General features: G+C 71.6%; 25 protein-coding genes. 15 read left to right on the forward strand and 10 right to left on the reverse strand.

Annotated elements, in window-relative coordinates; translation table 11 throughout:
• Positions 1-35: 35 nt before the first annotated feature.
• The 4 genes from OG392_RS29780 to OG392_RS29795 all read right to left on the reverse strand — a co-directional run bounded on the left by OG392_RS29780 (position 36) and on the right by OG392_RS29795 (position 5,204).
• Positions 36-2,084 carry a DNA/RNA helicase domain-containing protein gene (locus OG392_RS29780; RefSeq protein ID WP_329284506.1) on the reverse strand — a complete coding sequence of 683 codons (2,049 nt, stop codon included), beginning with the start codon at positions 2,082-2,084 and terminating at the stop codon, positions 36-38.
• Between the two features lie 163 nt (positions 2,085-2,247).
• Positions 2,248-2,376, reverse strand: coding sequence for a DUF6408 family protein (locus OG392_RS29785; RefSeq protein ID WP_329284508.1), 129 nt, complete (start codon positions 2,374-2,376; stop codon positions 2,248-2,250).
• 343 nt (positions 2,377-2,719) lie between these two features.
• Positions 2,720-4,351 carry a malate synthase A gene (gene aceB / locus OG392_RS29790; protein WP_329284510.1) on the reverse strand — a complete coding sequence of 544 codons (1,632 nt, stop codon included), beginning with the start codon at positions 4,349-4,351 and terminating at the stop codon, positions 2,720-2,722.
• A gap of 226 nt (positions 4,352-4,577) precedes the next feature.
• Positions 4,578-5,204 (reverse strand): nucleotidyltransferase family protein, encoded by a 627-nt coding sequence (locus OG392_RS29795; RefSeq protein WP_329284512.1) that lies wholly within the window; start codon positions 5,202-5,204, stop codon positions 4,578-4,580.
• Between the two features lie 198 nt (positions 5,205-5,402).
• Between OG392_RS29795 and OG392_RS29800 the strand changes: the two genes are divergently transcribed.
• On the forward strand, positions 5,403-5,729 hold the full coding sequence (locus tag OG392_RS29800; RefSeq protein WP_329284514.1) for a DUF5955 family protein: 327 nt from the start codon (positions 5,403-5,405) through the stop codon (positions 5,727-5,729).
• A gap of 81 nt (positions 5,730-5,810) precedes the next feature.
• Here the strand turns inward: OG392_RS29800 and OG392_RS29805 are convergent, their stop codons facing one another.
• Complete coding sequence (locus tag OG392_RS29805; protein ID WP_329284516.1) at positions 5,811-6,437, reverse strand: response regulator transcription factor; 627 nt, start codon at positions 6,435-6,437, stop codon at positions 5,811-5,813.
• A gap of 5 nt (positions 6,438-6,442) precedes the next feature.
• Positions 6,443-7,537: a sensor histidine kinase gene (locus OG392_RS29810; protein WP_329287540.1), complete on the reverse strand. Its 1,095-nt coding sequence runs from the start codon at positions 7,535-7,537 to the stop codon at positions 6,443-6,445.
• Between the two features lie 268 nt (positions 7,538-7,805).
• Here OG392_RS29810 and OG392_RS29815 point away from each other — a divergent pair, with 268 nt between their 5' ends.
• Positions 7,806-8,882 carry an ABC transporter permease gene (locus OG392_RS29815; RefSeq protein WP_329284518.1) on the forward strand — a complete coding sequence of 359 codons (1,077 nt, stop codon included), beginning with the start codon at positions 7,806-7,808 and terminating at the stop codon, positions 8,880-8,882.
• Positions 8,879-9,562 carry an ABC transporter ATP-binding protein gene (locus OG392_RS29820; protein ID WP_329284520.1) on the forward strand — a complete coding sequence of 228 codons (684 nt, stop codon included), beginning with the start codon at positions 8,879-8,881 and terminating at the stop codon, positions 9,560-9,562. The genes OG392_RS29815 and OG392_RS29820 overlap by 4 nt, the downstream gene beginning before the upstream one ends.
• Positions 9,563-9,657: 95 nt before the next feature.
• Here OG392_RS29820 and OG392_RS29825 read toward each other — a convergent pair whose 3' ends face one another.
• Positions 9,658-10,464 (reverse strand): IclR family transcriptional regulator, encoded by an 807-nt coding sequence (locus OG392_RS29825; RefSeq protein ID WP_030323875.1) that lies wholly within the window; start codon positions 10,462-10,464, stop codon positions 9,658-9,660.
• 337 nt (positions 10,465-10,801) lie between these two features.
• Between OG392_RS29825 and allB the strand changes: the two genes are divergently transcribed.
• Both allB and alc read left to right on the forward strand, forming a co-directional pair.
• Positions 10,802-12,136, forward strand: a complete 1,335-nt coding sequence (gene allB, locus OG392_RS29830; RefSeq protein WP_329284525.1) for an allantoinase AllB — start codon at positions 10,802-10,804, stop codon at positions 12,134-12,136.
• A 3-nt stretch (positions 12,137-12,139) separates the two neighbouring features.
• Positions 12,140-13,258 (forward strand): allantoicase, encoded by a 1,119-nt coding sequence (gene alc, locus OG392_RS29835; protein WP_329284527.1) that lies wholly within the window; start codon positions 12,140-12,142, stop codon positions 13,256-13,258.
• Positions 13,259-13,455: 197 nt separating this feature from the next.
• Here the strand turns inward: alc and OG392_RS29840 are convergent, their stop codons facing one another.
• Positions 13,456-14,196 (reverse strand): SDR family NAD(P)-dependent oxidoreductase, encoded by a 741-nt coding sequence (locus tag OG392_RS29840; RefSeq protein ID WP_329284528.1) that lies wholly within the window; start codon positions 14,194-14,196, stop codon positions 13,456-13,458.
• A 171-nt stretch (positions 14,197-14,367) separates the two neighbouring features.
• On the opposite strand from OG392_RS29840, the gene OG392_RS29845 reads away from it, so the two are divergent.
• The 3 genes from OG392_RS29845 (at position 14,368) to OG392_RS29855 (ending at position 16,453) form a co-directional block, all read left to right on the forward strand.
• Complete coding sequence (locus tag OG392_RS29845) at positions 14,368-14,979, forward strand: dihydrofolate reductase family protein (RefSeq protein WP_329284530.1); 612 nt, start codon at positions 14,368-14,370, stop codon at positions 14,977-14,979.
• A gap of 173 nt (positions 14,980-15,152) precedes the next feature.
• The gene (locus OG392_RS29850) at positions 15,153-16,085 is read left to right on the forward strand and encodes a DMT family transporter (protein ID WP_329284532.1); all 933 of its coding nucleotides are present in this window, start codon (positions 15,153-15,155) and stop codon (positions 16,083-16,085) included.
• Between the two features lie 11 nt (positions 16,086-16,096).
• Positions 16,097-16,453, forward strand: coding sequence for a hypothetical protein (locus OG392_RS29855; protein WP_329284534.1), 357 nt, complete (start codon positions 16,097-16,099; stop codon positions 16,451-16,453).
• A gap of 19 nt (positions 16,454-16,472) precedes the next feature.
• Here the strand turns inward: OG392_RS29855 and OG392_RS29860 are convergent, their stop codons facing one another.
• On the reverse strand, positions 16,473-16,694 hold the full coding sequence (locus tag OG392_RS29860; protein ID WP_329284535.1) for a hypothetical protein: 222 nt from the start codon (positions 16,692-16,694) through the stop codon (positions 16,473-16,475).
• Positions 16,695-16,839: 145 nt separating this feature from the next.
• Between OG392_RS29860 and OG392_RS29865 the strand changes: the two genes are divergently transcribed.
• Genes OG392_RS29865 through OG392_RS29875 form a run of 3 tightly spaced genes read left to right on the forward strand, consistent with a single transcriptional unit; the run spans position 16,840 to position 19,941 of the window.
• The gene (locus OG392_RS29865; protein ID WP_329284537.1) at positions 16,840-18,057 is read left to right on the forward strand and encodes a sensor histidine kinase; all 1,218 of its coding nucleotides are present in this window, start codon (positions 16,840-16,842) and stop codon (positions 18,055-18,057) included.
• On the forward strand, positions 18,054-18,725 hold the full coding sequence (locus OG392_RS29870) for a response regulator transcription factor (protein ID WP_329284538.1): 672 nt from the start codon (positions 18,054-18,056) through the stop codon (positions 18,723-18,725). Before OG392_RS29865 ends, OG392_RS29870 begins: the two co-directional genes overlap by 4 nt.
• 37 nt (positions 18,726-18,762) lie before the next feature.
• The gene (locus OG392_RS29875; protein WP_329284540.1) at positions 18,763-19,941 is read left to right on the forward strand and encodes a cytochrome P450 family protein; all 1,179 of its coding nucleotides are present in this window, start codon (positions 18,763-18,765) and stop codon (positions 19,939-19,941) included.
• Positions 19,942-20,026: 85 nt separating this feature from the next.
• Here the strand turns inward: OG392_RS29875 and OG392_RS29880 are convergent, their stop codons facing one another.
• On the reverse strand, positions 20,027-21,025 hold the full coding sequence (locus OG392_RS29880) for a Gfo/Idh/MocA family protein (protein WP_329284542.1): 999 nt from the start codon (positions 21,023-21,025) through the stop codon (positions 20,027-20,029).
• A gap of 139 nt (positions 21,026-21,164) precedes the next feature.
• On the opposite strand from OG392_RS29880, the gene OG392_RS29885 reads away from it, so the two are divergent.
• From OG392_RS29885 to OG392_RS29900, 4 genes are all read left to right on the forward strand, one after another.
• Entirely contained in the window at positions 21,165-21,893 is a 729-nt protein-coding gene (locus OG392_RS29885) for a GntR family transcriptional regulator (protein ID WP_329287542.1), read from the forward strand.
• A gap of 122 nt (positions 21,894-22,015) precedes the next feature.
• Positions 22,016-23,035, forward strand: a complete 1,020-nt coding sequence (locus tag OG392_RS29890; RefSeq protein WP_329284545.1) for a sugar ABC transporter substrate-binding protein — start codon at positions 22,016-22,018, stop codon at positions 23,033-23,035.
• Positions 23,032-24,087 carry an ABC transporter permease gene (locus OG392_RS29895; protein ID WP_329284547.1) on the forward strand — a complete coding sequence of 352 codons (1,056 nt, stop codon included), beginning with the start codon at positions 23,032-23,034 and terminating at the stop codon, positions 24,085-24,087. Before OG392_RS29890 ends, OG392_RS29895 begins: the two co-directional genes overlap by 4 nt.
• Complete coding sequence (locus OG392_RS29900; protein ID WP_329284548.1) at positions 24,084-24,890, forward strand: ATP-binding cassette domain-containing protein; 807 nt, start codon at positions 24,084-24,086, stop codon at positions 24,888-24,890. The genes OG392_RS29895 and OG392_RS29900 overlap by 4 nt, the downstream gene beginning before the upstream one ends.
• Positions 24,891-24,922: the final 32 nt, after the last annotated feature.

Raw genomic sequence — 24,922 nt, forward strand, 5'->3', positions numbered from 1 at the left:
GTCAGCATTCGAACTGCCACGGTGACTCCTCCTGGTCAGTCGAGTGCGAGTTCTTCCTGCTCCCAGATGGGAGCCTTTCGTGGCGCAGGTTGTGCGCCGCGACCCGCTGCGTACCGATAGGCACCAGGCTTCTTTTTGCGTCGGGAGAACGAGGTCAGAGGCGAATCCGCCACCGTTCCTGGGATGAGTTCTCGGAGTTTGTTTCGTGTTGTTTCGTCGTGGGCATATATCACGACCCCACGGCGAGCGCGTGTCAGGAGCACGTGATAAGTATTTCTCACCAGCCGGTCGACCTGGGCATCCGTGACCCTCTGTTTCCTCAGCTCGCCGTCATGCGTCTTCGTTCTGTCGACGATGAACGCGCCGTCCCTCCACACCAGGTCGGGGCCGATGATGACTCCGCTCCAGTCGAACTCGAAGTTCTGAGCCGTGTAGATGCATCCCACCTGGTTGAATCCTTGCGGGTCTGTCGCCCACTCGCTGGTAGGCGGTGCGCCAGAACCGGGCGCGGGAACGAGGGCGTTCCACGGCTTGTGCCAGTCTTCGATCTGTACCTCCATGCGCAGACCGTCTTTGGGTTTCGCCCACTCCCAGCAGAATCCGGCCATCATGCGGGCGTCCCCGAGCTTCTGCTGAATGCAGCGCTCGAGGAACGTCTCCATCTCCAGCGGGGTGTCGGCGAGGCGGACATCGATGCGGCCGTCCGACTCCCAGCTTCGAGGTGTGGCCGCCTTGAGACTGAGCAGCTCACTCACCCAGTCGCGGAACTTCGCGCTCCCTCCGGCCCGGTACATGCCCGGTAGCTCGTGGACGACGAAATCGCATCCACAGGCCTTTGCGCGTTCGATCAAATAATCAGTACTCCCGACCTCGTTGGGGCCGATCGACTGCCAGTCGTCAAGCAAGAACACGGGGACTTCCGCAGCATGAATGAGCTCGTCGGCTTGCGGCCACCCGCGTTCGTACACCCACTTCGGCACCTGCCGACCGCTTGAGCGGTCGCGGATTCGGTGGGCCTCGTCACAGATCAGGACGGGTACGCTATTTTCCTTTTGCTTGCCGAAGCTGTTGAAGAAACGGTAGTCGTGTTTGGCCTGTCGATCCGCGGTGGCACGACTTACGCCACGTCCACGGAACTGGATCGCCGCCTGCCGGAGATTCGACGTGAATGCGATGGAGCCACTCGCGTGAACCACCTCTCGCCCTTCTTGTCTGAGGGTGCGAAGAAGTTCCACGGCGAGAGCGGTCTTTCCGCTTCCGGGGCCCCCTCGGACGATGACGACCTTCTTGCGCGGGGCGCTCCGTGCCGTCTCGACTGCGCGGCGGATCGACTGGAACGTCATCTCCTGCTCCTTCTGGAGCGCGAAGACGGGGTGCGGGCTGCCGGCACGACTGAAGGCCTCGTTGGAAGACGGGGGTTCGTACACGTCGGCGTTGGCGAGCACGTCCGCAGCCCTCCCGCCCGCACGGGGGGATAGGCGGTTCGCCAGGAACGCTTGGAAGAGATCCAGCGAGTCCGCGGTGTAGAGGCGCCCATGGAGACTCTCGGCGAGGGAGAAGAGCTCGCGCACCTCCGAACGGGCATTGTGCAGAAGTGCGGCGCCGGCAATGCGTTCGGAGTGATCGTGAAGGGGGGCCAGGTGCTGGACGAGGTAGTCGCAGTACCGCTGGACCTGGCGTACAGGATGCAACTTCCATCCCCTATGGCCGGTCTGGACGGCGACAGGATTGTCGGGGCTCACCCGGGCCATGTCCCACTGCTTCAGCTCGATCACGACGTAAGAGAGGTCGCCTGTGACCGGGTGCTCGCCCGCCAGGACGACATCCGCACTGCTGTCCATCCCTGGCATGTCGAACTCCAGCATCACTTCCACCGCATCACGGCCGCAGCCGACGAGAGTATCGATGACCTGGGGAAGGCTGTTGTTCCACGAGGCGATGAGGCCAGTGTCCGGGTCAGGGTTGCTGCGGCCCTGATGCCTCTTGCGGTACCGCTCGACGAGGAGGGTCGTCAGATGACTGTTCGCACCGCCGAGACGTGCCGTCATCGGCTTGAGATCGGCTGCGGACTTGCGTAAAAGCACGAAAAATCCCCCACAGGGCACGACAAGGCGTGCGAGGGGGCCTGTCCGGAACGGAAGCCCGTCGATCGCAAAAGATGGAATCGGATCTTATCTTGACGGTTCCGAGACGCGCCAAGTGAGGCGTGAGGAGCGGCGGGTCCCATGGACCCGCCGCTCCGCTCGGTCAACCGAGCAGCTGCGCCGACACCTCCAACGCCTTCACCAGCAGGTTGGAGACGAGGCCGGTCATGATGCCGATCGCGATCTCACGTACCCAGGTGCGGCGCTGGAGCTTCTTGTCGCCAGAGGCCATGCGGAGCATCTCCTTGCGGGAGTCGGAAATCCGGACTTGGCAGGGATCGCCCTACCGGGCTTCCGTCCTCGCTCTTGACGAGGGCACCATGGCATTCATGGATCCGCTGTCGTCCAGGTCTCCAAGACCTACGGGTCACTCACCTCCGAAGGGGTGAATAACGCTCCTGCACCCTAGCTCACCGGCTTCGTTCGTGGCGTGGTGATACAGGACGGAGATAGAACGAAAGGGCTCTGCCCCCAGTGCCTGTGCGGGCATCGGGGGCAGAGCCCTGAGCTGAGCGTTCTTCCGGGGGCTGTCCGACCGCTGTGCGGGCCGTCGGGTCAGCCGTTCGCCTTCGGGATCAGCCGACCAGCTGCTCGTACGCGGGGAGCGTCAGGAAGTCGGCGTAGTCGGCGTCGAGGGAGACGTGCAGGAGCAGGTCGTGCGCCTGCTGCCACTTGCCGGCCGCGAAGGCCTCCTCGCCGATCTCCGCGCGGATCGCGGCCAGTTCCTCGGCGGCGACCCTGCGGGCCAGCTCCGGAGTGGCCTTCACGGTCTTTCCGGCGTGCTCGAACTCGACACCCGCGTTGATCCACTGCCAGATCTGCGAGCGCGAGATCTCGGCGGTGGCCGCGTCCTCCATCAGGTTGAAGATGGCGACGGCGCCGAGGCCGCGCAGCCACGCCTCGATGTAGCGGGTGCCGACCTGCACGGCGCTCACCAGGCCGTCGTAGGTGGGCTTCGCGTCCAGCGAGTCGATGGCGATCAGGTCGCCGGCCGCGACGGAGACGTCCTCGCGGAGACGGTCCTTCTGGTTCGGCTTCTCGCCGAGGACGGCGTCGAACGAGGCCATAGCGATCGGGACCAGGTCGGGGTGGGCGACCCAGGAGCCGTCGAAGCCGTCGCCGGCCTCGCGGTCCTTGTCGGCCTTGACCTTCTCGAACGCGACCTTGTTGACCTCGGCGTCCTTGCGGGACGGGATGAACGCCGCCATGCCGCCGATCGCGTGCGCGCCGCGCTTGTGGCAGGTGCGCACGAGGAGCTCGGTGTACGCGCGCATGAACGGGGCGGTCATGGTGACCGCGTTGCGGTCCGGGAGGACGAACTTGGCGCCGCCGTCACGGAAGTTCTTGACGATGGAGAACAGGTAGTCCCAGCGACCCGCGTTCAACCCGGCGGCGTGGTCGCGGAGTTCGTAGAGGATCTCCTCCATCTCGTACGCGGCCGTGATGGTCTCGATGAGGACCGTGGCGCGGACGGTGCCCTGCGGGATGCCGACGTAGTCCTGGGCGAAGACGAAGATCTCGTTCCAGAGGCGGGCCTCCAGGTGCGACTCCGTCTTCGGCAGGTAGAAGTACGGGCCCTTGCCGAGGTCGATCAGCCGCTGGGCGTTGTGGAAGAAGTACAGGCCGAAGTCGACGAGCGCGCCGGGGACCGGGCGGCCGTCGAAGGTGAGGTGACGCTCCTCCAGGTGCCAGCCGCGGGGCCGCATGACGACCGTCGCCAGCTCGCCGGCCGGCTTGAGGGCGTACGACTTGCCCGAGCGCGGGTCCGTGAAGTCGATCTTCCGGGCGTACGCGTCGATCAGGTTGAGCTGGCCGAGGACCACGTTCTCCCAGGTCGGCGCGGAGGCGTCCTCGAAGTCGGCGAGCCAGACCTTCGCGCCGGAGTTGAGCGCGTTGATCGTCATCTTGCGGTCGGTCGGACCGGTGATCTCGACACGGCGGTCGTTCAGGGCCGCCGGGGCCGGTGCGACCTTCCAGGAGTCGTCGGCGCGGATCGCCGCGGTCTCCGGCAGGAAGTCCAGGGTGGACGTACGGGCGATCTCGGCGCGACGCTCCGCTCGGCGGGCGAGGAGCTCGTCCCGGCGCGGGGTGAACCGCCGGTGCAGTTCGGCGACGAAGGCCAGGGCGGCCTCGGTGAGCACCTCTTCCTGGCGCGGCAGGGGCTCGGCATCGACGACGGCCAGGGGGGACGGCGCTGGTGCGGACATGAACTGTCACTTCCTTCAGCGGACTTCACGGGCGGTACCAGACGGCCGCCGGGCGTCGCGGGACGGCACGCAGTGCCGCAGGCGCCGAGATACGGCCGCAAGCGCCTTCTGAACGGACAGGCGCTTCTGAACAGTGGATACTAGTTTCCTCATGGTGGAAGTTCAATGGTTTGTTGATGTCGAGATTCTCCGGATCGACAGACACTGGCGCTGAGTGCCACGCCGTTCACTCCAAGTGCGCCAGATCCTCCTCGGTGTCGATGTCGTAGGGCTCGGCCACATCCGAACAGTCCACCGGGGTGATCGCATCCCGGTGCGCCGCCAGATAGTCCCGCGCGCCCCGGTCGCCCACCGCGAGCTCGGCGATCCCCGCCCAGTGCCCGGCGCCGAACAGCACCGGATGGCCCCGCTGCCCGTCGTACGAGGCCGCCGCGAGGGAGTCCCGCGAGACGTACGCCGCCCGGACCCGGGCCACCGCCTCCGCCCCGATCCCCGGCTGGTCGACCAGAAGGACGAGCGCCGCGTCGACCCCGCGCGGATCGGCGGCCAGCGAGTCGAGTCCCGCGCGCAGCGAGGAACCCATCCCCTCGGCCCACTCCGGGTTGTCCACCAGCACGCACCCGGGCAGCTCCGCCCGCTCCCGCACGACCTCCGCCGACGCCCCCAGCACCACGTGCACCACCTCGCACCCGGCCGCCCGCAGCACCCCCACCGCGTACTCGACGAGCGGCCGCCCCCGATGCGGGAGCAGCGCCTTGGGCCGCCCGCCGAGCCGCCGCCCGCCCCCGGCGGCGAGCAGCAGTCCGGCGACGCGCGGCGGGTGGACAGGTGTTCGGTCCTGCGCAGTTGTCATGGGAACTGCATACCTCATCAGGCGGAATCACACGGTCGCCTGAATTACCCGGGCGAAGGGTGGCGCGGTGGGGTGGCGAAGGAGTTAACTGACCCGCAACTCACGGCGCCCGACCACCGCCCGGGGTCGGCTCGGAGCGCAGCTCCGGGTGTTCGGAGTATGGAGTTCTGCGCACAGAGTCGTGCGAGGGGGAGAACCATGTTGCGAAGCGTGGGGCAGAGGCGAGTGACCGGCGAGGGCGTGGACCCGAGGGTGGCCGAACTGCGGTCCGCCGTGTCCCGGCTCCGGCGAGAACTGGCCGCCCACCGGGTCGAGTTCGCCGACCGGGGCATCGCCGAGGACGAACTCGCCGCGCTCGACGCGATGGCGCTCAGCGGCTCCCCGGAGGTACGCCGGTTACGCCGCTCCCTGCTGCTCGTCGCGGGATCGGTCGGATCCGTCAGCGCGCTCGCGGAAGGGCTCGACGGGGTCCGCCGGGCGGTGGAACTCTTCGGGCCGCCGGCACCCCGGGGGCCCGTCGGCTGACGGCCGCGCGGTGGCGGACCCCGGGGTCGTGGGCGCCGGGAGCGCGAGGGGTACCCGGCGGGCCCCGTCGCCTCCCCAGGCCTAGCGCCTGATCAGGCGGCGGGCCGTCGCCGTCGCCACCGCCGCCGTACGGGAGTCCACGCCCAGCTTCGCGAAGACGTGCACCAGATGCGACTTCACCGTCGCCTGGCTCAGGAACAGCACCTTGCTGATCTGCTGGTTCGACAGGCCCTCGCCCACCAGCTGGAGCACCTCCAGCTCGCGCTTGGTCAGCGCCTCCGCCGGGGTCCGCATCCGGTCCATCAGTCGGTGCGCCACCGCCGGGGCGAGGGCCGACTGTCCGGCCGCCGCCGTGCGGACCGCCGCCGCCAGCTCTTCCGGCGGCGCGTCCTTCAGGAGGTAGCCGGAGGCGCCCGCCTCCACCGCCGCCAGGATGTCCGCGTCCGTGTCGTACGTCGTCAGGACCAGCACCTTCGGCCCGCCGGGCGCCGCCGTGATCGCCGCCGTCGCCTCCGAACCGTGCATCCCCGGACCGAACTGCAGATCCATCAGGACCACGTCCACGCCCCCGGCCGCGGCCAGCTCCACCGCGCGCTCGGCGGTCGCCGCCTCCGCGACGACGGCGAAGTCCGGCTCCGTGTCCAGGACCGCGCGCAGCCCCGCCCGTACGACCGGGTGGTCGTCGGCCAGCAGAAGACGGATGGTCATGCTCTTCACGCTCCAGCGGGGAGGGGGAGGGAGACGGCGACGGCCGTGCCCTGGCCGGGTGCGGACTCGACGGTGAACGTGCCGCCCAGCGACTCCGCGCGCGAGCGCATCGCCGGAAGCCCGAAACCGCCGTCGGAGGAGGGCCGTACCGCCCCGGGTTCGAAACCCCCGCCGTCGTCCACCACGTCCAGGGTCACCGAGGCGTCCATGAACGACAGGGTGATCTCCGCGCGTGCCGCGCCCGCGTGCCGCACCGTGTTCGCGAGCGCCGACTGGGCGATACGGAGCAGCGCCACCTCGTAGGGGGTCGGCAGCTCGACCGGCGTGCCGCTGACGGAGAAGCGGACCCGCGGCCCGCCCCCTGGCTCGCACAACCGCTCCAGGGCCGCCGCCAGGGAGCCGTGCTCCAGGTCGGGCGGGGACAGGGCCCGGACGAAGCGCCTGGCCTCCGCCAGATTGTCCTGTGCCTCCTGCCGGGCCCGGTCGATATGGCCCGCGGCGGGGGAGTCCGGTGGCAGCGCCCGCTCGGCCGCGCGGAGCAGCAGCTGGATCGAGGACAGGCCCTGCGCGAGCGTGTCGTGGATCTCGCGGGCGAGCCGCTCCCGCTCGGCGAGCGTCCCCGCGTGCCGCTCCGCGGCGGCCAGCTCCGCCCGCGTCTCGATCAGCTCCTCGATGAGCCGGCGCCGCCGCTCGCTCTCCCGGTACAGCGCGTGATAGCCGAGGACCGTCGCCACCGCGACCGCCGCGCCGAGCAGCGGCCCGATGAACACCCCGGGGTTGAGCGCGGCGCCGTGCCCCACGTACGAGAGGATCGCCGCGACCGCCGTCAGCGCGACCACCGGCAGCGACCAGCGGGCCGGCAGCAGATGCAGCTGGAGGAAGTAGAGCGGGAAGGCCACCCAGAGCGCCTCCGGGGTCAGCCACAGCATCGCGAGCCAGCAGGCGCCCAGGACGGCCAGCCACACCGCGGCGGCCCGCTGCGAGTCCCGTACGGACGGCAGGTACGACCCGGCGGCGTAGACCGCGCCCGTCACCCCCGCGAGCACCGTCCCGGCGGCCGAGTCCGCCCGTACCGCCGCGAGCACGAGCAGGCCCGCCATCAGCAGGTGCAGACAGAGGCGCAGCGCGCGCAGGGCGGGGGTGAGAGGCCGCCGGGCGGGGTGGAGGGAGGAAGGGGGCGCGGGGTGGAGGGAGGAAGGGGGCGCGGGGTGGAGGGAGGAAGGGGGCGCGGGGTGGAGGGAGGAGTGCGGATCCATGTTCCCTCCAGCCTAGACAGCGGCGGACAATCCGGGCTCAACCAAAAGTTTGATGCCGGAGCCATCCGTGGCGCGATGCCTCCGGGGTACCTCGCCGACCACTCTGGTCAGCATGTTCGTCGCATGGAGAGACCTCGGATTCGCCAAGGGGCGATTCGCGCTCATGGGTACCGTGATCGTGCTGATCACCCTGCTCGTGGGCCTGTTGTCCGGACTGACCGCCGGCCTCGCGCGGGAGAACGTCTCCGCGATCACCGGCCTGCCCGCCGACCGGCTCGCCTTCGCCGCGCCGCCGTCCGGGCAGTCGGTCTCCTTCACCAACTCGACGGTGACGGAGGAGCAGTGGCGCGAGTGGGCCGGGCGGCCCGGGGTGACGGCGGCGGCGCCGCTCGGCATCCGGACCCTCAACGGCGCCGCCGGCGACCGCACCGCCGCCGTGTCCGCCTTCGGTACGGAGCCGGAGGGCGGGCTCGCACCCGTGGCGCCCGCCGCGGGGAAGGCCGTGCTGTCGGAGTCGGCGGCGGAGGAGCTGGGCGTCGACGTCGGCGACCCCGTCCGCCTCGGCTCCCTGGACCTCACCGTCGCGGCGATCGCGGGCGATGCCTCGTACAGCCACACGCCCGTCGTGTGGACGACCCTCGACGACTGGCAGCGGTTCGGCCACAGCGGCACCGGCGCGGAGGAACAGGCCACGGTCGTCGCGCTCCGCGGCGGCGGGGCCGACTGGGGAGCGGGCGACAAGGCCGCCGGCACCGAGGCGCGGACCGTCGACGAGGCCCTCACCGCCATAGGGTCCTACCAGGCCGAGAACGGCTCCCTCCAGCTCATGCGCGGCTTCCTCTTCGCCATCTCGGCTCTCGTCATAGGAGCCTTCTTCACCGTCTGGACGATCCAGCGGAGCGGCGACGTGGCCGTCCTGAAGGCCCTCGGCGCCTCGACCCCGTACCTCCTCAAGGACGCCCTCGGGCAGGCGGTCCTGATGCTCACGGCCGGCACGCTGCTCGGCACGGCCCTCGCCGTCGGCGTCGGGGCGCTGGTCAGCGGCGGGAACGTGCCGTTCGTCCTCGAACCGCTGACCGTCCTCGGGCCCGCCGCCGTGATGGTGGTGCTCGGCGTCCTCGGAGCGGCGCTGTCCATCCGGCGGATCACCGCCGTCGATCCCCTCACCGCGCTCGGGAGTGCCCGATGAGTCTCGTCCTCGATGCCGTCACCCTCACCTACCCGGACGGCGACGGGCGGCTGACCGCGCTCGACGCGGTCTCCCTCACCGTCCCCGCGGGATCCCTCACGGCCGTCGTCGGGCCTTCCGGCTCCGGCAAGTCCAGCCTGCTCGCCGTCGCCGCGACGCTGGTGACGCCGGACCGGGGGCGGGTCGTCGTCGACGGTACGGACACGGGGGAGCTGGACGCGGCCGGGCGGGCGGCGCTGCGGCGCGAGCGGATCGGGATCGTCTTCCAGCAGCCGAACCTGCTGCCCTCGCTCACGGCGGCGGAGCAGCTGCAGGTCATGGCACACGTCTCCGGCCGGCCGGCGAGGTCCGCCCGCGGCAGGGCCATGGAGCTGCTCGACGCGGTGGGTCTCGCGGATCTGGCCGGGCGGCGGCCGCACCAGCTGTCCGGGGGCCAGCGGCAGCGGGTCAACATCGCGCGGGCACTGATGAACGAACCGGCGGTCCTGCTCGTCGACGAGCCGACGAGCGCGCTCGATCACGAGCGCGGGGCGGCGGTGGTGGAACTGCTCGCGGGTCTGACGGTGGGAAGGGGAACCGCGACGGTGCTGGTGACGCATGACCGGGGGCATGCGGGGCGGGCGGATCGGCTGGTGGAGGTCAGGGACGGCCGCGTCACCCCGGAACCGGCCCGCGCCTGACCCCACCGCCGCGGCACGATGGGCTGCGCCCCGCACCTGACGGGGCCGCGGCCCGGCAAAGGCGGCGCGCCCCGTCAGGTGCCCGCCCGGTCGGGCTACGCGCCGCCGTTGGCCGTCGTGTTCGCCAGGGCCGCGGAGAGTTCCCGCGCGACCTCCTGGAGGATCGGGACGATCTTCTCCGTGGCCGCTTCCGTGACCCGTCCCGCCGGCCCCGAGATCGAGATCGCCGCGGCCGTCGGGGAGTCCGGGACGGAGACCGCGAGGCAGCGGACTCCTATCTCCTGCTCGTTGTCGTCGACCGCGTACCCGGTCTCGCGGACCGCGACGAGCGCGTCGAGGAAGCCGTCCGGCGTGGTGATGGTCTTCTCCGTCGCGGCCGGCATCCCGGTACGGGCCAGCAGCGCGCGGACCTCCTCCGCCGGGGTGTGCGCGAGCAGCGCCTTGCCGACGCCCGTCGAGTGCGGCAGCACCCGCCGGCCGACCTCGGTGAACATGCGCATCGAGTGCTTGGACGGCACCTGCGCCACGTACACGATCTCGTCGCCGTCGAGGAGCGCCATGTTCGCCGTCTCGCCGGTCTCCTCGACCAGCCGCGCCAGGTACGGCCGCGCCCAGGTGCCGAGGAGGCGTGAGGCGGACTCGCCGAGCCGGATGAGGCGGGGGCCGAGCGCGTACCGCCGGTTGGGCTGCTGGCGCACGTACCCGCAGGCGACCAGGGTGCGCATCAGACGGTGGATGGTGGGGAGCGGGAGTCCGCTGCTGGCGGAGAGCTCGCTCAGCCCGACCTCGCCCCCGGCGTCGGCCATCCGCTCGAGGAGGTCGAAGGCACGCTCAAGGGACTGGACGCCCCCGCTCGCGGCGGGCTTGGCGGCGTCGGTGGTGCTGGCGCTGGACGTCGGCACGTCAACGGTCCTTTCGGGGCAGGCGGGCAAGGCAGCAGCCTACCGGCCCATTGCCCGGGGTACATGGTCGTGGTGTCGGCGTCCGCGCCGGTCAGGACGTGTTTGTCCGGTGTCGGTGAGGGCCCGGAGCCCTCCGGGCCGGCCCCGGCTGTACGGAGCTACGTTCTACTGTACGGAATTTGCATTCCACTTAGTGGAAACATCCAAGTTGCGCTCGGCGGGACCCGGCGTCCGCGGCGATGCTGGAAGTGTGCCCTTGACGACATGTCGTCCGGAAGTGAAGACTCCTTCAACAGTTCGTTGAATTTTTTCTCGAAGCACTGGAAGAGGGGTACGGGTGGACGTCAACCTGGTCCTGCGCTCGACGCGTGTCATCACCCCCGAGGGGACACGCCCGGCGTCGATCGCCGTCGCCGGAGGGACGATCACGGCCGTTCTGCCGTACGACGCGGAGGTACCCGCCGGTGCCCGGCTCGAGGACGTCGGCGACGACGTCGTCCTGCCCGGACTCGTCGACACCCACGTGCACGTGAACGACCCCGGCCGCACCGAGTGGGAGGGCTTCTGGACCGCCACCCGCGCGGCCGCCGCCGGAGGCATCACCACCCTCCTCGACATGCCCCTCAACTCGCTGCCGCCCACCACCACCGTGGAGAACCTGCGCGTCAAGCAGGAGGTCGCCCGGGCCAAGGCGCACGTCGACGTCGGCTTCTGGGGCGGCGCCCTGCCCGACAACGTCAAGGACCTGCGCCCGCTCCACGACGCCGGTGTCTTCGGGTTCAAGTGCTTCCTGTCGCCCTCCGGCGTGGAGGAGTTCCCCGAGCTCGACCAGGAGCGGCTCGCGACCTCGCTCGCCGAGATCTCCGGCTTCGACGGCCTGATGATCGTGCACGCCGAGGACCCCCACCACCTCGCCGCCGCGCCCCAGCGCTCCGGTGGCGCGTACGCCGACTTCCTCGCCTCGCGTCCCCGCGACGCGGAGAACACGGCGATCGAGAACCTGGTCAACCAGGCCCGCCGGCTCGACGCCCGCGTCCACGTCCTGCACCTCTCCTCCTCGGACGCGCTGCCGCTCCTCGCCGCCGCCAAGGCCGAGGGCGTCAAGGTCACCGTCGAGTCCTGCCCGCACTTCCTCACGCTCACCGCCGAGGAGATCCCGGACGGCGCCACCGAGTTCAAGTGCTGCCCGCCCATCCGCGAGGCCGTCAACCAGGACGCGCTGTGGCAGGGACTCGCGGACGGCACGATCGACTGCATCGTCTCCGACCACTCCCCGTCCACGACCGACCTCAAGACGCCGGACTTCGCGTCCGCCTGGGGCGGCATCTCCTCCCTCCAGCTCGGCCTCCCCGCCATCTGGACCGAGGCCCGCCGGCGCGGCTTCGACCTGACGGACGTCGTCCGCTGGATGTCCGAGGGCCCGGCCCGGCTCGCCGGCCTCACCCGCAAGGGCGCCATCGAGGCCGGCCGCGACGCCGACTTCGCCGTCCTCGACCCGGAGGCCACCTTCACCGTCGACCCGGCCGAGCTCCAGCACCGCAACCGGATCACCGCCTACGCGGGCAGGACCCTCAACGGCGTCGTCACCTCCACCTGGCTGCGCGGAGAGCGGATCGCCGACCACGGCACCCTCGCCGAGCCCTCCGGCCGCCTCCTCGAAAGGAACAACTGACCCGTGAGCACCGGCATACCCTCCTTCACCGGCGACGCCAGCCCTTACGGCGGTGGTGACCCCTACGCCGACTACCGGACGGCCGACTTCCCCTTCACCCAGTACGCCGACCTCGCCGACCGGCGACTCGGCGCCGGCGTGATCGCCGCCAACGACGAGTTCTTCGCCGAGCGCGAGAACCTGCTCAAGCCCGAGGCCGCCGAGTTCGACCCCGAGCACTTCGGTCACAAGGGCAAGATCATGGACGGCTGGGAGACCCGCCGCCGCCGCGGCGTCTCCGCCCAGCAGCCGCACCCCACCGACGACGACCACGACTGGGCCCTCGTACGGCTCGGCGCCCCCGGCGTCGTCCGCGGCATCGTCCTCGACACCGCGCACTTCCGCGGCAACTACCCGCAGGCCGTCTCCGTCGAGGCCGCCTCCGTGCCCGGCTCGCCCTCGCCCGAGGAACTCCTCGCCGACGACGTGAAGTGGACGACGATCGTCCCGCGCACCGCCGTCGGCGGTCACGCCGCCAACGGCTTCGCCGTCGACGTCGAGCAGCGCTTCACCCACCTCCGCGTCAACCAGCACCCCGACGGCGGCATCGCCCGCCTCCGCGTGTACGGCGAGGTCGCCCCCGACCCGCGGTGGCTCGGCGTGCTCGGCACCTTCGACCTCGCGGCCCTGGAGAACGGCGGCCAGGTCGAGGACGCCTCCGACCGCTTCTACTCCCCGGCCACCAACACCATCCAGCCCGGCCGCTCCCGCAAGATGGACGACGGCTGGGAGACCCGCCGCCGCCGCGACAAGGGCAACGACTGGATCCGCTACCAGCTCGTCGCCGAGTCCGAGATCCGCGCCGTCGAGATCGACACCGCGTACCTCAAGGGCAACAGCGCCGGCTGGGCCGCGCTCTCCGTCGCCGCCGAGGGCTCGGAGGAGTGGACCGAGATCCTGCCCCGGACCCGCCTCCAGCCCGACACCAACCACCGCTTCGTGCTCGACACCCCGGCGGTCGGCTCCCGCGTCCGGATCGACATCTACCCGGACGGCGGCATCTCCCGCCTCCGCCTCTTCGGCTCCCTCACGGACGCCGGTACGGCCCGCCTGACGGCCCGCCACCAGGAACTGGGCGGCTGACCGGAGCCCGTACGAACGAGCGGGCCGGGGTACGCCCCCGGCCCGCTCCATGAACTGGGCGGGTACGACACCCCGCCCGGCCCGCGAGGACGCACCGGCCCGACAGCACCGGTGCGTTCCTCTTTTTCGGGCTCGGTTCGCCTCCGGGCGCCCAGAGGCGGGCTCACGACCCCGACCGTGCTCGCCCCCTCCCGGCGTCAGGCCGCGTGTCCGCCGTCCACCGAGAACTCCGCGCCCGTCACGTACCGCCCCTCCGGTCCCGCCAGGAAGGCGACCGTCGCGGCCACCTCGTCCGGGGTGCCGAAGCGGCCGAGGGCCGTCATGGCCGCCTGGCCTTCCGCGTACGGGCCGTCCGCCGGGTTCATGTCCGTGTCGATGGGGCCGGGGTGGACGAGGTTCGCCGTGATGCCGCGCCCGCCCAGCTCCCGCGCGAGGCTCTTCGTCAGGCCGATCAGCGCCGTCTTGCTGAGCGCGTACAGCACCCCGCCGGGCCCCGGCACCCGCTGGGCCATGCAGCTGCCGATGGTGATGATCCTGCCGCCCTCCGGCAGATGCCCGGCCGCCGCCTGCGAGGCCAGGAACGCCGCCCGGACGTTCACCGCCAGGACCCGGTCCACGTCCGCAAGGGCCAGGGACTCCAGCGGGCCGAGGACACCGACACCGGCGTTGTTCACCAGGACGTCGAGCCGGCCCAGTGCGTCCGCCGCCCAGTTCACCGCGCCCGCCGCGTCCCCGGCGTCCGCCGCGTCCGCCCGCAGCGCCAGCGCCCTGCGACCGGTCGCCTCGATCCGCGCGGTGACCTCCTTGGCCCGGACCTCGTCCTGGACGTAGGTGAAGGCGACATCGGCGCCCTCCTGGGCGAGCCGTACGGCCGTGGCCGCGCCGATCCCCCGGCTGCCGCCCGTCACCAGTACCGCCGTGCCGTTCATCGTGGACATCCCGAAACCTCCGTAACGAAGAGCCATAAGTGGTTGCGGGTTCAATGAAAGTCGCCCGGGCGTCCCGGCGCTGGCATGAATCGGACGCCGACCCGGGCACCGATGAGTTCCGCCGGGCGGCGCGGTCTGAACTGCTGAGACACGATGGACCGGAGACGAAAGGGCACCACCATGGCCACGCTCAGCCTCACCCAGTTCCTGACCCTCGACGGCGTCCACCAGGCCCCCGGCGGCCCGGAGGAGGACCCCAGCGACGGGTTCACCCACGGCGGCTGGTCCGTGCCGTTCGGGGACGAGGACTTCGGACAGTTCATGGACGGGGTCTTCACCCGGCCGACCGCGTTCCTCCTCGGCCGCCGCACGTACGACATCTTCGCCGGCTACTGGCCGAAGCAGACGGACCCGGCCAACCCCATCGCCACCAAGCTCAACGCACTCCCCAAGTACGTCGCCAGCACCACCCTCGACTCCGCCGAGTGGGCCGGGACCACCGTGCTCCGCGGCGATGTCGTCGAGGGCGTCAGGGGGCTCAAGGAGCGCACCGAGGGCGAGATCCAGATGCACGGCAGCGGCGGTCTCGCCCGGACCCTGCTCGACCACGATCTGATCGACACCCTGCATCTGCTCGTCTTCCCGGTGATCCTCGGCACCGGCCGCCGTCTCTTCACCGACGGCGTACGCCCCACCGCCTTCCGGCTGACCGACGCGCGCACGACCGGCGCCGGCGTCACCCTCACCACGTACGAGCTCGTGGGCCGCCCCGAGTACGGCAGCTACGCCTGACCGGCGGGTGGCCCCGGCCCGTGCCCGCGTGCCCCCGCCCCGGCCCGTGCCCCCCGCCCCCGTGCGAGCCGGGAAAGGTGTAGCCGCCACAGGCCCGTCCCGGTACGGTGATCGCTCCACGTGCGAGCCGTCGAAGTCTCCACCCCACCCACAGAGTTGGAGATTCGGCCGCAATGTCCGCTTCGTCGATCGCCGCCCCCGTGCCCCTCGGCACCCCGCGCCGGGCCTGGCTCACCGACCTGCCCGTTCTGCTCGTCGCCGTCGTCTGGGGCGCCAGCTATCTCGCGGCCAAGGGCATCACCACCACCCACACCGTCATCGCGGTCCTCGTGCTGCGGTTCGCGGTGGTGCTGCCCGTCCTGGTCGTCGCCGGGTGGACCAGGCTCCGGGCCCTGAGTGCCGCCCAGTGGCGCGGCGCCGGGGCCCTCGGACTGATCCTCGGCGGGATCTTCCTTCTGGAGACCTACGGCGTCGTCCACACCTCCGCCACCAACGCGGGGCTGATCATCAGCCTCACCATGATCTTCACCCCGCTCGCCGAGGCCGCCGTCACCCGGGTCAGGCCGCCCCGCGCCTTCCTCGGCGCCGCCGCGCTCTCCGTCCTCGGCGTCGTGCTCCTCACCCAGGGCGGGGGCTTCACCACCCCCTCCCCCGGCGATCTGCTCATGCTGCTCGCCGCCCTCGCCCGTACCGTCCACGTCCTGGCGATGTCCCGGATCAAGGCCGTCCGGTCGGCCGACTCGCTCTCCCTCACCACCGTGCAGCTGGGCTCCGCCGTCGCCGTCTTCGCCGTCATCGCGGCCTTCCCCGGCACCGGCGCCTCTCCCTGGGCGGTGGCGCTGGACTTCGGCCCGCGCGAGTGGGCCGGGCTGATCTTCCTCTCCGTCTTCTGCACGCTCTTCGCCTTCTTCGTGCAGATGTGGGCGGTCCGCCGCACCTCCCCGTCCCGGGTCAGCCTCCTCCTCGGCACGGAACCGCTCTGGGCCGCCGGCGCGGGCATCGCGCTCGCCGGCGACCGCCCCGGCCTCCTCGGCCTCGCGGGCGCCATCCTGGTGCTCGCGGGCACGAGTTGGGGCCGCCGGGCCGCCGACCACGGCGCCGGGTAGGTTCTTCGATCATGCGTTCACTTGCCTACGACAACGAGTTCCGCGCCAAAGCCCGGCGCACCCAGGGCTGGGGCCTCGGGCTCTTCACGATCGCCGCACTGCTCTGGGTCTGGTTCGGCGTCCAGCTCCTCACGCCGTACGAGGACGCCGACGGCGGCGGCAGCCCCTGCCCCGCCCTGCTGACCAGTGAGTACGTCCATGACAAGGAGTGCGTCGAGAGCCGGGACTGGCCCGGCATGCTCGCCCTGCTCGGTGGCTCCGTCCCCTTCGCGGTGGTCGGCGCCGCCCTCTACACCAGCGGCTCCGTCGCGCACCGGATGGCCGAGCACCTCGCCGAGGTGACCCGGCTCGACACGGCGAGCGCCTGAGCCCCGGGGGACCGGGCGGTCAGGACGTGGCCACCCGGCCCGACACGATCATGAGGACCAGACCGAGCACCGCGATCACGATGTTGGCGAACAGCTCACGGCCCTCCAGGAACCACACGTTCTCCGTGAGGAACCGGGTCACGCCGAGCAGCCGGAACCAGCCGTCCGTCAGCTCGCGCACCACCCCGGCCACACCGAAGAGAGCGAGCAGGGAACCGGCGACCTCAAGAGTCTTCTTCATGAAGTGATCATGGCGCGGCCGGTGGACCGGCCGCGTCCGCCGCCGGTCCACCGGCACCGCTACCGAAGTATCGACCTCCGCGACTTCGGTAGCGGCCCGGCCGGCGATGCCCCGCACGCCGCCCCCGGCTGCGTACATTGCCGATATGACTCGCACGGACCGGCAGCTCTGGCTGCTCCCCTCCCACCTGGCCGAACCCGCCGGCGGGAACGGGGAGAGCCGGCCCCGCCGTACCGTCCGCGACTGGATCGTGGACACCTCGCTCTTCCTTCTCGCCGCCTTCGTCGGCCTCATCGCCGCCGACACCAGCGCGCAGTACACCAGCGAGGTCGTCACCCTCGTCGACCAGCTCCTGGGCGCCGCCGCCTGCTGCGCCCTCTGGCTGCGCCGCCGCTGGCCCGCCGGGCTCGCGATCGGCCTCTCACTGCTGAACGTCGTGGCCCCGGTCGCCGCCGGCGCCCTCCTCGCGGGCCTATTCAGCGTCGCCGTGCGCAGGCCCTTCCGCGAGGTCGCCGCGATCGGCGCGCTCGCCGTCGCCGCCTCCACCGCGCAGGCCTTCATCCGGCCCGACCCCACCACCAACACCGGGCTCTCCGTCGCCCTCGGCTTCATCCTCATCCTGCTCGTCACCGCCTGGGGCATGCTCGTCCGCTCCCGCCGCCAGCTCGTCGAGGCCCTCAGGGAGCGCGCCCGCCGCGCCGAGGCCGAGGCCGAGCTGCGTGCCGCCCAGGCCCAGCGGCTCGCCCGCGAGGCGATCGCCCGCGAGATGCACGACGTCCTCGCCCACCGGCTCACCCTGCTCAGCGTGCACGCCGGAGCCCTGGAGTTCCGGCCCGACGCCCCGCCCGAGCAGGTCGCCCGCGCCGCCGGCGTCATCCGCGACAGCGCCCACGAGGCCCTCCAGGACCTCCGCGAGATCATCGGAGTGCTGCGCGCCCCCGGCGAGAACGGTGACGGCGGCGACCGGCCGCAGCCCACCCTCGCCACCCTCGACGCGCTGATCGACGAGTCCCGCGAGGCCGGGGCGGACGTCGTCCTCGACACCACCGTCGACGAACCGTCCGCCGTTCCCGCCGCCACCGGCCGTACGGTCTACCGCATCGCCCAGGAGGGCCTCACCAACGCGCGCAAACACGCCCCCGGCACCACGGTCACCGTCACCGTGCGCGGCCGCCCCGGCGAGGGACTCACCGTCGACGTCCACAACCCGGCCCCCGCCGGGCCGGTCCCGCCCGTCCCCGGTTCCGGCCAGGGCCTCATCGGACTCACCGAACGCGCCGCACTCGCCGGTGGGCGGATGGAGCACGGACCAGCCCCCGACGGCGGGTTCGCCCTGCACGCCTGGCTACCGTGGCCCTCATGACCATCCGGCTGCTCATCGTCGACGACGACCCCCTGGTCCGCGCGGGCCTCACCCTGATGCTCGGCGGCGCCGAGGACCTGGAGATCGTCGGCGAGGGCGCCGACGGCCGCGAGGTCCCCGAACTCGTCGCCCGCCACGCCCCCGACGTCGTCCTCATGGACATCCGCATGCCGCACGTGGACGGGCTCACCGCCACCGAGCGGCTGCGCGCCGAGCCCGGCGCCCCCGAGGTCGTCGTCCTCACCACCTTCCACGCCGACGAGCAGGTGCTGCGTGCCCTGCGGGCCGGCGCGGCCGGATTCGTCCTCAAGGACACCCCACCCGCGGAGATCGTCGCCGCCGTCCGCAGGGTCGCCGCCGGGGACCCTGTGCTGTCCCCGGCCGTCACCCGTCAGCTCATGAGCCATGTCGCCGGGCAGCCCGAGCAGTCCCCGCGCACCGCGGCCGCCGGACGCCTCGGCGAACTCGCCGACCGGGAAAGGGAGGTGGCCGTCGCCGTCGGCCGGGGTCTGTCCAACGCCGACATCGCCGCCGAGCTGTACATGAGCGTGCCCACGGTCAAGACCCATGTCTCGCGGGTCCTCGCCAAGCTCGGTCTGAACAACCGCGTCCAGATCGCCCTTCTCGTCCATGACGCCGGACTCCTGGGCGAGGACGGCCAGAACTGACCGTTTCGGGTCCGGCCCCTTCGGATAGTCTGCGTCGATGTCCGTCATCGAACTGGGGGAGTACGGCGCGGACTTCACCGTGCATCCGTACCCCTACTACGCGAAGCTCCGCGAGACCGGTCCCGTCCACGAGGTGCGGATGCCCGACGGCTTCCAGTTCTGGCTGGTCGTCGGACACGAGGAGGGGCGCGCGGCGCTCGCCGACCCCCGGCTCGCCAAGTCCCCCCACGTGATCGGCGTACGGGCGCCGGAGGAGGACATCATCGGCGTCCACCTCCTCTCGGCCGACGCGCCCGACCACACCCGGCTGCGCCGCCTGGTCACGGGCGAGTTCACCGGCCGCCGGGTGGAGGCCCTGCGGCCTCGCATCGAGCGGCTCACCACGGACCTCGTCGACGCGATGGAACCGGCCGGGCGGGCCGACCTCGTCGACGCCTTCGCGTATCCGCTGCCGATCACGGTCATCTGCGAGCTCCTCGGGGTCCCCGCGGCGGACCGCGACACCTTCCGCCGCTGGTCCACGGAGCTGGTCAGCCCCACGGGCGAAGAGGACTTCACCCGGAGCATGGTGGACTTCGGCGCCTATCTCGACGGGCTGATCGAGGACAAGCGGGCCGCCGGCCCCGCCGACGACCTGCTCTCCGGTCTGATCGCCTCCCGCGCCGAGGACGGCGACCGGCTCTCCGGGCCCGAACTCCGGGCCATGGCCTACCTGCTGCTCATCGCGGGCCACGAGACGACCGTCAACCTGATCGCCAACACCGTCCGCAATCTGCTGACCCACCCCGATCAGCTCGCCGCCCTGCGCGCCGACCCGAGCCTCCTGGACGGGACGATCGAGGAGTCCCTGCGGTACGACGGGCCGGTGGAGACCAGCACCTTCCGTTTCAGCCGGGAGCCCATCACCCTCGGTGGCACCGAGATCCCGGCGCGTCAGTACGTCCTCGTCGCCATCGGGGCGCTCGACCGCGACCCGGCCCGGTTCCCCGGTCCTGACACCTTCGACATCCGCAGGGACACCCGGGGACATCTGGCCTTCGGGCACGGCATCCACTACTGCCTGGGCGCCCCGCTCGCCCGGCTGGAAGGCCGGATCGCCCTCCGGACCCTCCTCGACCGCTTCCCGGACCTGGAACTCGACCCCGAGGGCGAGCCCTGGGAGTGGCTCCCCGGCCTCCTCATGCGCGGAGTCAGGCACCTCCCGGTCCGGTGGTGACGACCGGACCTAGGGCCTGTCGTCACACTCCCGTCCGCCCCGCGGGGCCGCCCTCCGGGCGACGACGGGAGTTTGACGACCGGCCCTAGCCGATGTCGTCCACCCGTACGGGTCCCCGCTCCCGCCGCGAGCGCTCGCACGCCTCGGCGATCCGGAGCGCCGCCAGGGCCTCCCGGCCGTCGCACGGGTTGGGCGCCTCGCCGCGGACCAGGCGGACGAAGGCGCAGAGCTCCGCCTCGTAGGCGGGGGCGAACCGTTCGAGGAAGCCCGTCCAGGGCTTCCCCGGGGGTGCCGACGCCCAGGGTTCCACCGAGGTGAGCGGGGTGCGGTCGTCGAGGCCCACCGCGATCTGGTCCAGCTCGCCCGCCAGCTCCATGCGGACGTCGTACCCGGCGCCGTTGCGCCGGGTCGCCGTCGCGGTGACGAGCGTCCCGTCGTCCAGGGTGAGCAGCGCGGCGGCCGTGGACACGTCCCCGGCCTCCCGGAACATCGCGGGACCCGCGTCCGAGCCCGTCGCGTACACCTCCACGACCTCCCGCCCGGTCACCCAGCGCACGATGTCGAAGTCGTGCACCAGACAGTCCCGGAAGAGACCGCCGGAGAGGGGGAGGTACGCGGCCGGCGGCGGCGCCGGGTCGGAGGTCGCCGCCCGCACGGTGTGCAGCCGGCCGAGCCGCCCCGAGCGGACCGCCTCGCGGGCCGCCCGGTATCCCGCGTCGAAGCGCCGCATGAAGCCGAGCTGGAGCTCCGTGCCCGCCTCGGCCACCGCCGAGAGCGCGAGGGCCGTCCCCGGCACGTCCAGGGCGATGGGCTTCTCGCAGAACGCCGGGAGCCCGGCGCCCGCCGCACGGGCGATCAGCTCCGCGTGCGCGGCCGTCGCCGAGGCGATCACCACGGCGTCCAGGGCGTGCGCGAACAGCGCGCTGACGTCCGGCGCGGCCTCCGCCCCGAGCGCCCCCGCGACCCCGGCCGCCCGCGCGGCGTCCGCGTCCGCCACGACCAGCGACTCGACCTCCGGGTGGCGGGCCAGCACACCCGCGTGGAAGCTCCCGATCCGGCCCGTACCGATGAGTCCGATGCGCATGGCCCCACCGTGGAGCCGTCGCTCCCCGGTGTCAAGGATTTGTCAGGACAACCGGACGTCACGACTTCCCGTCATCAACGCACCGGGCTACGCTCCCCCCGTGTCCAAGCAGTCAGGCTCCGCCCTGCCCCCGCTCTCCGTGGACCGCAGCAGCCCGGTCCCGCTCTACTTCCAGCTGGCCCAGCAGCTGGAGAGCGCCGTGGAGAACGGCACGCTGACCCCGGGCACCCTCCTCGGCAACGAGATCGACCTCGCCACCCGCCTCGGCCTCTCCCGCCCCACCGTCCGCCAGGCCATCCAGACCCTCGTCGACAAGGGCCTCCTCGTCCGCCGCCGGGGCGTCGGCACGCAGGTCGTGCACAGCACCGTCCGCCGCCCGCTGGAACTGAGCAGCCTGTACGACGACCTGGACGCCGCCGGACAGCTCCCCGCCACCCGGGTCCTGGTCAACCGGGTGGAACCCGCCACAGGACCGGTCGCCGCGGCCCTGCGCGTACCCGAGGGCAGCGAGGTCGTCTATCTCGAACGGCTCCGCACCGCGCACGGCGAGCCCATGGCGTACCTGCGCAACCACCTGCCCGCCGGGCTCCTCGGCCCCGGCGGGCCGGACACCGCGCGCCTGGAGGCCACCGGCCTCTACCGGATGCTCCGTTCCGCCGCGCTCACCCTGCACAGCGCCCGCCAGGCCGTCGGCGCCCGCGCCGCGACCGCCGCCGAGGCCGCCCTGCTCGACGAGCGGGAGGGCGCGCCGCTGCTGACGATGGAGCGCGTCACCTTCGACGACACCGGCCGTGCCGTCGAGCACGGTTCCCATCTCTACCGGGCGGACCGCTACTCCTTCGAGTTCCAGCTGATGGTCCGTCCGTAGGCCGTACCCCACCGGCGGATGAGCCGGACACCGGCCCCCTGGCGAGCGCCACGACCCGCATGACCGATACTGCAATGCACGACTGCAATGCACGCAAAGGACACAAAGGAGGGCACGGCCTCGTGACCAGGCTTCGGACAGGAGGGGTACGCGCCGCAGTCGGCGCCGTGCTCGCGCTCGCGCTCACCGGGGCGCTCGCCGGGTGCAGCAGCACCGGCGGAAAGCGGGCGGAGGACGCCCGCAAGGCCGCCGAGGCCCAGGGCAGGGCGGTCGTCGACACCCCCCGCTGGACCTTCGCCATGGTGACCCACTCGGGTGACGGCGACACCTTCTGGGACATCGTCCAGAAGGGCGCCCAGCAGGCCGCCGCCAAGGACAACATCAACTTCCTCTACGCGCACAGCGACGAGGCCCAGCAGCAGGCGCAGCTGATCGACTCGTACGTCGCCAAGGGCGTCGACGGTCTGATCGTCACGCTCGCGAAGCCCGACGCCATGAAGGCCGCCGTCGAGAAGGCCGTCAAGGCCGGCATCCCGGTGATCACCGTGAACTCGGGCGCCGAGGTGTCCAAGGCGTACGGGGCGCTCACCCACATCGGCCAGGACGAGACCGTCGCCGGCGAGGCCGTCGGCGAGGAGCTCGACAAGCGGGGTAGGAAGAAGGCGCTCTGCGTCCTGCACGAGCAGGGCAACGTCGGCCACGAGCAGCGCTGCGCCGGAACGAAGAAGACCTTCGACGGCGAGCTGGTCAACCTCTACGTCGACGGCACCAACATGCCGGACGTGAAGGCCTCCATCGAGGCCAAGCTCCAGTCCGACAAGGACGTCGACGCCGTCGTCACCCTCGGCGCCCCGTTCGCCGACGCCGCCGTCCAGGCCGCCAGGAGCGCCGGGAGCAAGGCCGAGATCGACACCTTCGACCTCAACGCCAAGGTCGCCACCTCCCTCCAGGCCGGCACGCTCGGCTTCGCCGTCGACCAGCAGCCGTACCTGCAGGGCTACGAGGCCGTCGACCTGCTCTGGCTCTACCGCTACAACGCCAACGTCCTCGGTGGCGGCAAGCCGGTCCTCACCGGCCCGCAGGTCATCACCAAGGACGACGCGGCGAAGCTCGTCGAGTACGCGGAGCGGGGCACCCGATGAGCTCCACCGCCCCACCGTCGGACGGGCTCGACCACGTCGACGAACGGCTGCTGCGCACCACCCCGCTGAAGAAGCTGCTGGCCCGGCCCGAGCTCGGCTCGGTCGTCGGCGCGATCGCCGTCTTCGTCTTCTTCTCCGTGGCCGCCGACAGCTTCCTGAACCCGTCCAGCCTCGGCACCGTGCTCTACGCGGCCTCCACCCTGGGCATCATGGCGGTCCCCGTCGCGCTGCTCATGATCGGCGGCGAGTTCGACCTGTCCGCCGGTGTCCTGGTCACCAGCTCGGCCCTGGTCTCGTCGATGTTCAGCTACCAGATGACCGCGAACGTCTGGGTCGGTGTCGGCGTCTCGCTGCTCGTCACGCTGGCGATCGGCGCGTTCAACGGCTTCATGCTGACCCGGACGAAGCTGCCCAGCTTCATCATCACCCTGGGCACCTTCCTCATGCTGACCGGCCTGAACCTCGGCCTCACCAAGCTCATCAGCGGCACCGTCTCCACCAAGACCATCGCCGACATGGAGGGCTTCTCCTCCGCCCGCAAGCTCTTCGCCTCGCAGCTGACCATCGGCGGCGTCGAGTTCAAGGTCACCATCCTGTGGTGGTTCGGCCTGGTCGCGCTCGCCACCTGGATCCTGCTGCGCACCCGGTTCGGCAACTGGATCTTCGCGGTCGGCGGCGGCGCCGACGCCGCCCGCGCGGTCGGCGTCCCGGTCTACCGGACGAAGATCGGCCTCTACCTGGGCGTGGCGTTCTGCGCCTGGATCTCCGGCCAGCACCTGCTCTTCTCCTTCGACGTCGTCCAGTCGGGCGAGGGCGTCGGCAACGAGCTGATCTTCATCATCGCGGCCGTCATCGGCGGCTGTCTGATCACCGGCGGCTACGGCTCCGCCATCGGCTCCGCGATCGGCGCCCTCATCTTCGGCATGACGAGCAAGGGCATCGTGTACGCCGAGTGGAACCCGGACTGGTTCAAGTTCTTCCTGGGAGCGATGCTCCTCCTGGCGACCCTGCTGAACGCCTGGATCCGCAAGCGTGTGGAGGCCACCAAGTGACGACGGCCACGAAGACCGGGTCCGCCCCGCTCGTCGAGCTCGACGACGTCAGCAAGTACTACGGGAACATCCGCGCCCTCGAAGGGGTCTCCCTGGAGGTCCGCGCCGGCGAGATCTCCTGCGTCCTCGGCGACAACGGCGCCGGCAAGTCCACCCTCATCAAGATCGTCGCGGGTCTCCACCGGCACGACACGGGGACCTTCCGCATCGAGGGCGAGGAGGTCTCCCTCGCCAATCCGCGCGACGCCCTCGACCGGGGCATCGCCACCGTCTACCAGGACCTCGCCGTCGTGCCGCTCATGCCGGTCTGGCGGAACTTCTTCCTGGGCTCCGAGCCCACCAAGGGCTCCGGCCCCTTCAAGCGGCTCGACGTGGGCCTGATGCGGACCACCACCCGCGAGGCGCTGCTCCGCATGGGGATCGACCTGCGCGACGTCGACCAGCCCATCGGCACCCTCTCCGGCGGCGAGCGGCAGTGCGTGGCCATCGCCCGGGCCGTCCACTTCGGCGCGAAGGTCCTCGTCCTCGACGAGCCGACCGCCGCGCTCGGCGTCAAGCAGTCCGGCGTCGTGCTGAAGTACGTGGCCGCCGCCCGCGACGAGGGTCTCGGCGTGGTCCTCATCACCCACAACCCGCACCACGCGTACCTGGTCGGCGACCGTTTCGTGCTGCTCAAGCGGGGCGTCATGGCCGGCAGTCACACCAAGGGCTCCGTCACGCTCGACGAGTTGACCCGGCAGATGGCCGGCGGCACCGAGCTGGAGGACCTGCGGTACGAACTGGAGCGGCCGTCCGGGACGTGACGGACGCGGCCGCGATCGAACGGCCCCTTGAC

The sequence above is a fragment of the Streptomyces sp. NBC_00691 genome (genome assembly GCF_036226665.1).
GTDB lineage: Bacteria > Actinomycetota > Actinomycetes > Streptomycetales > Streptomycetaceae > Streptomyces.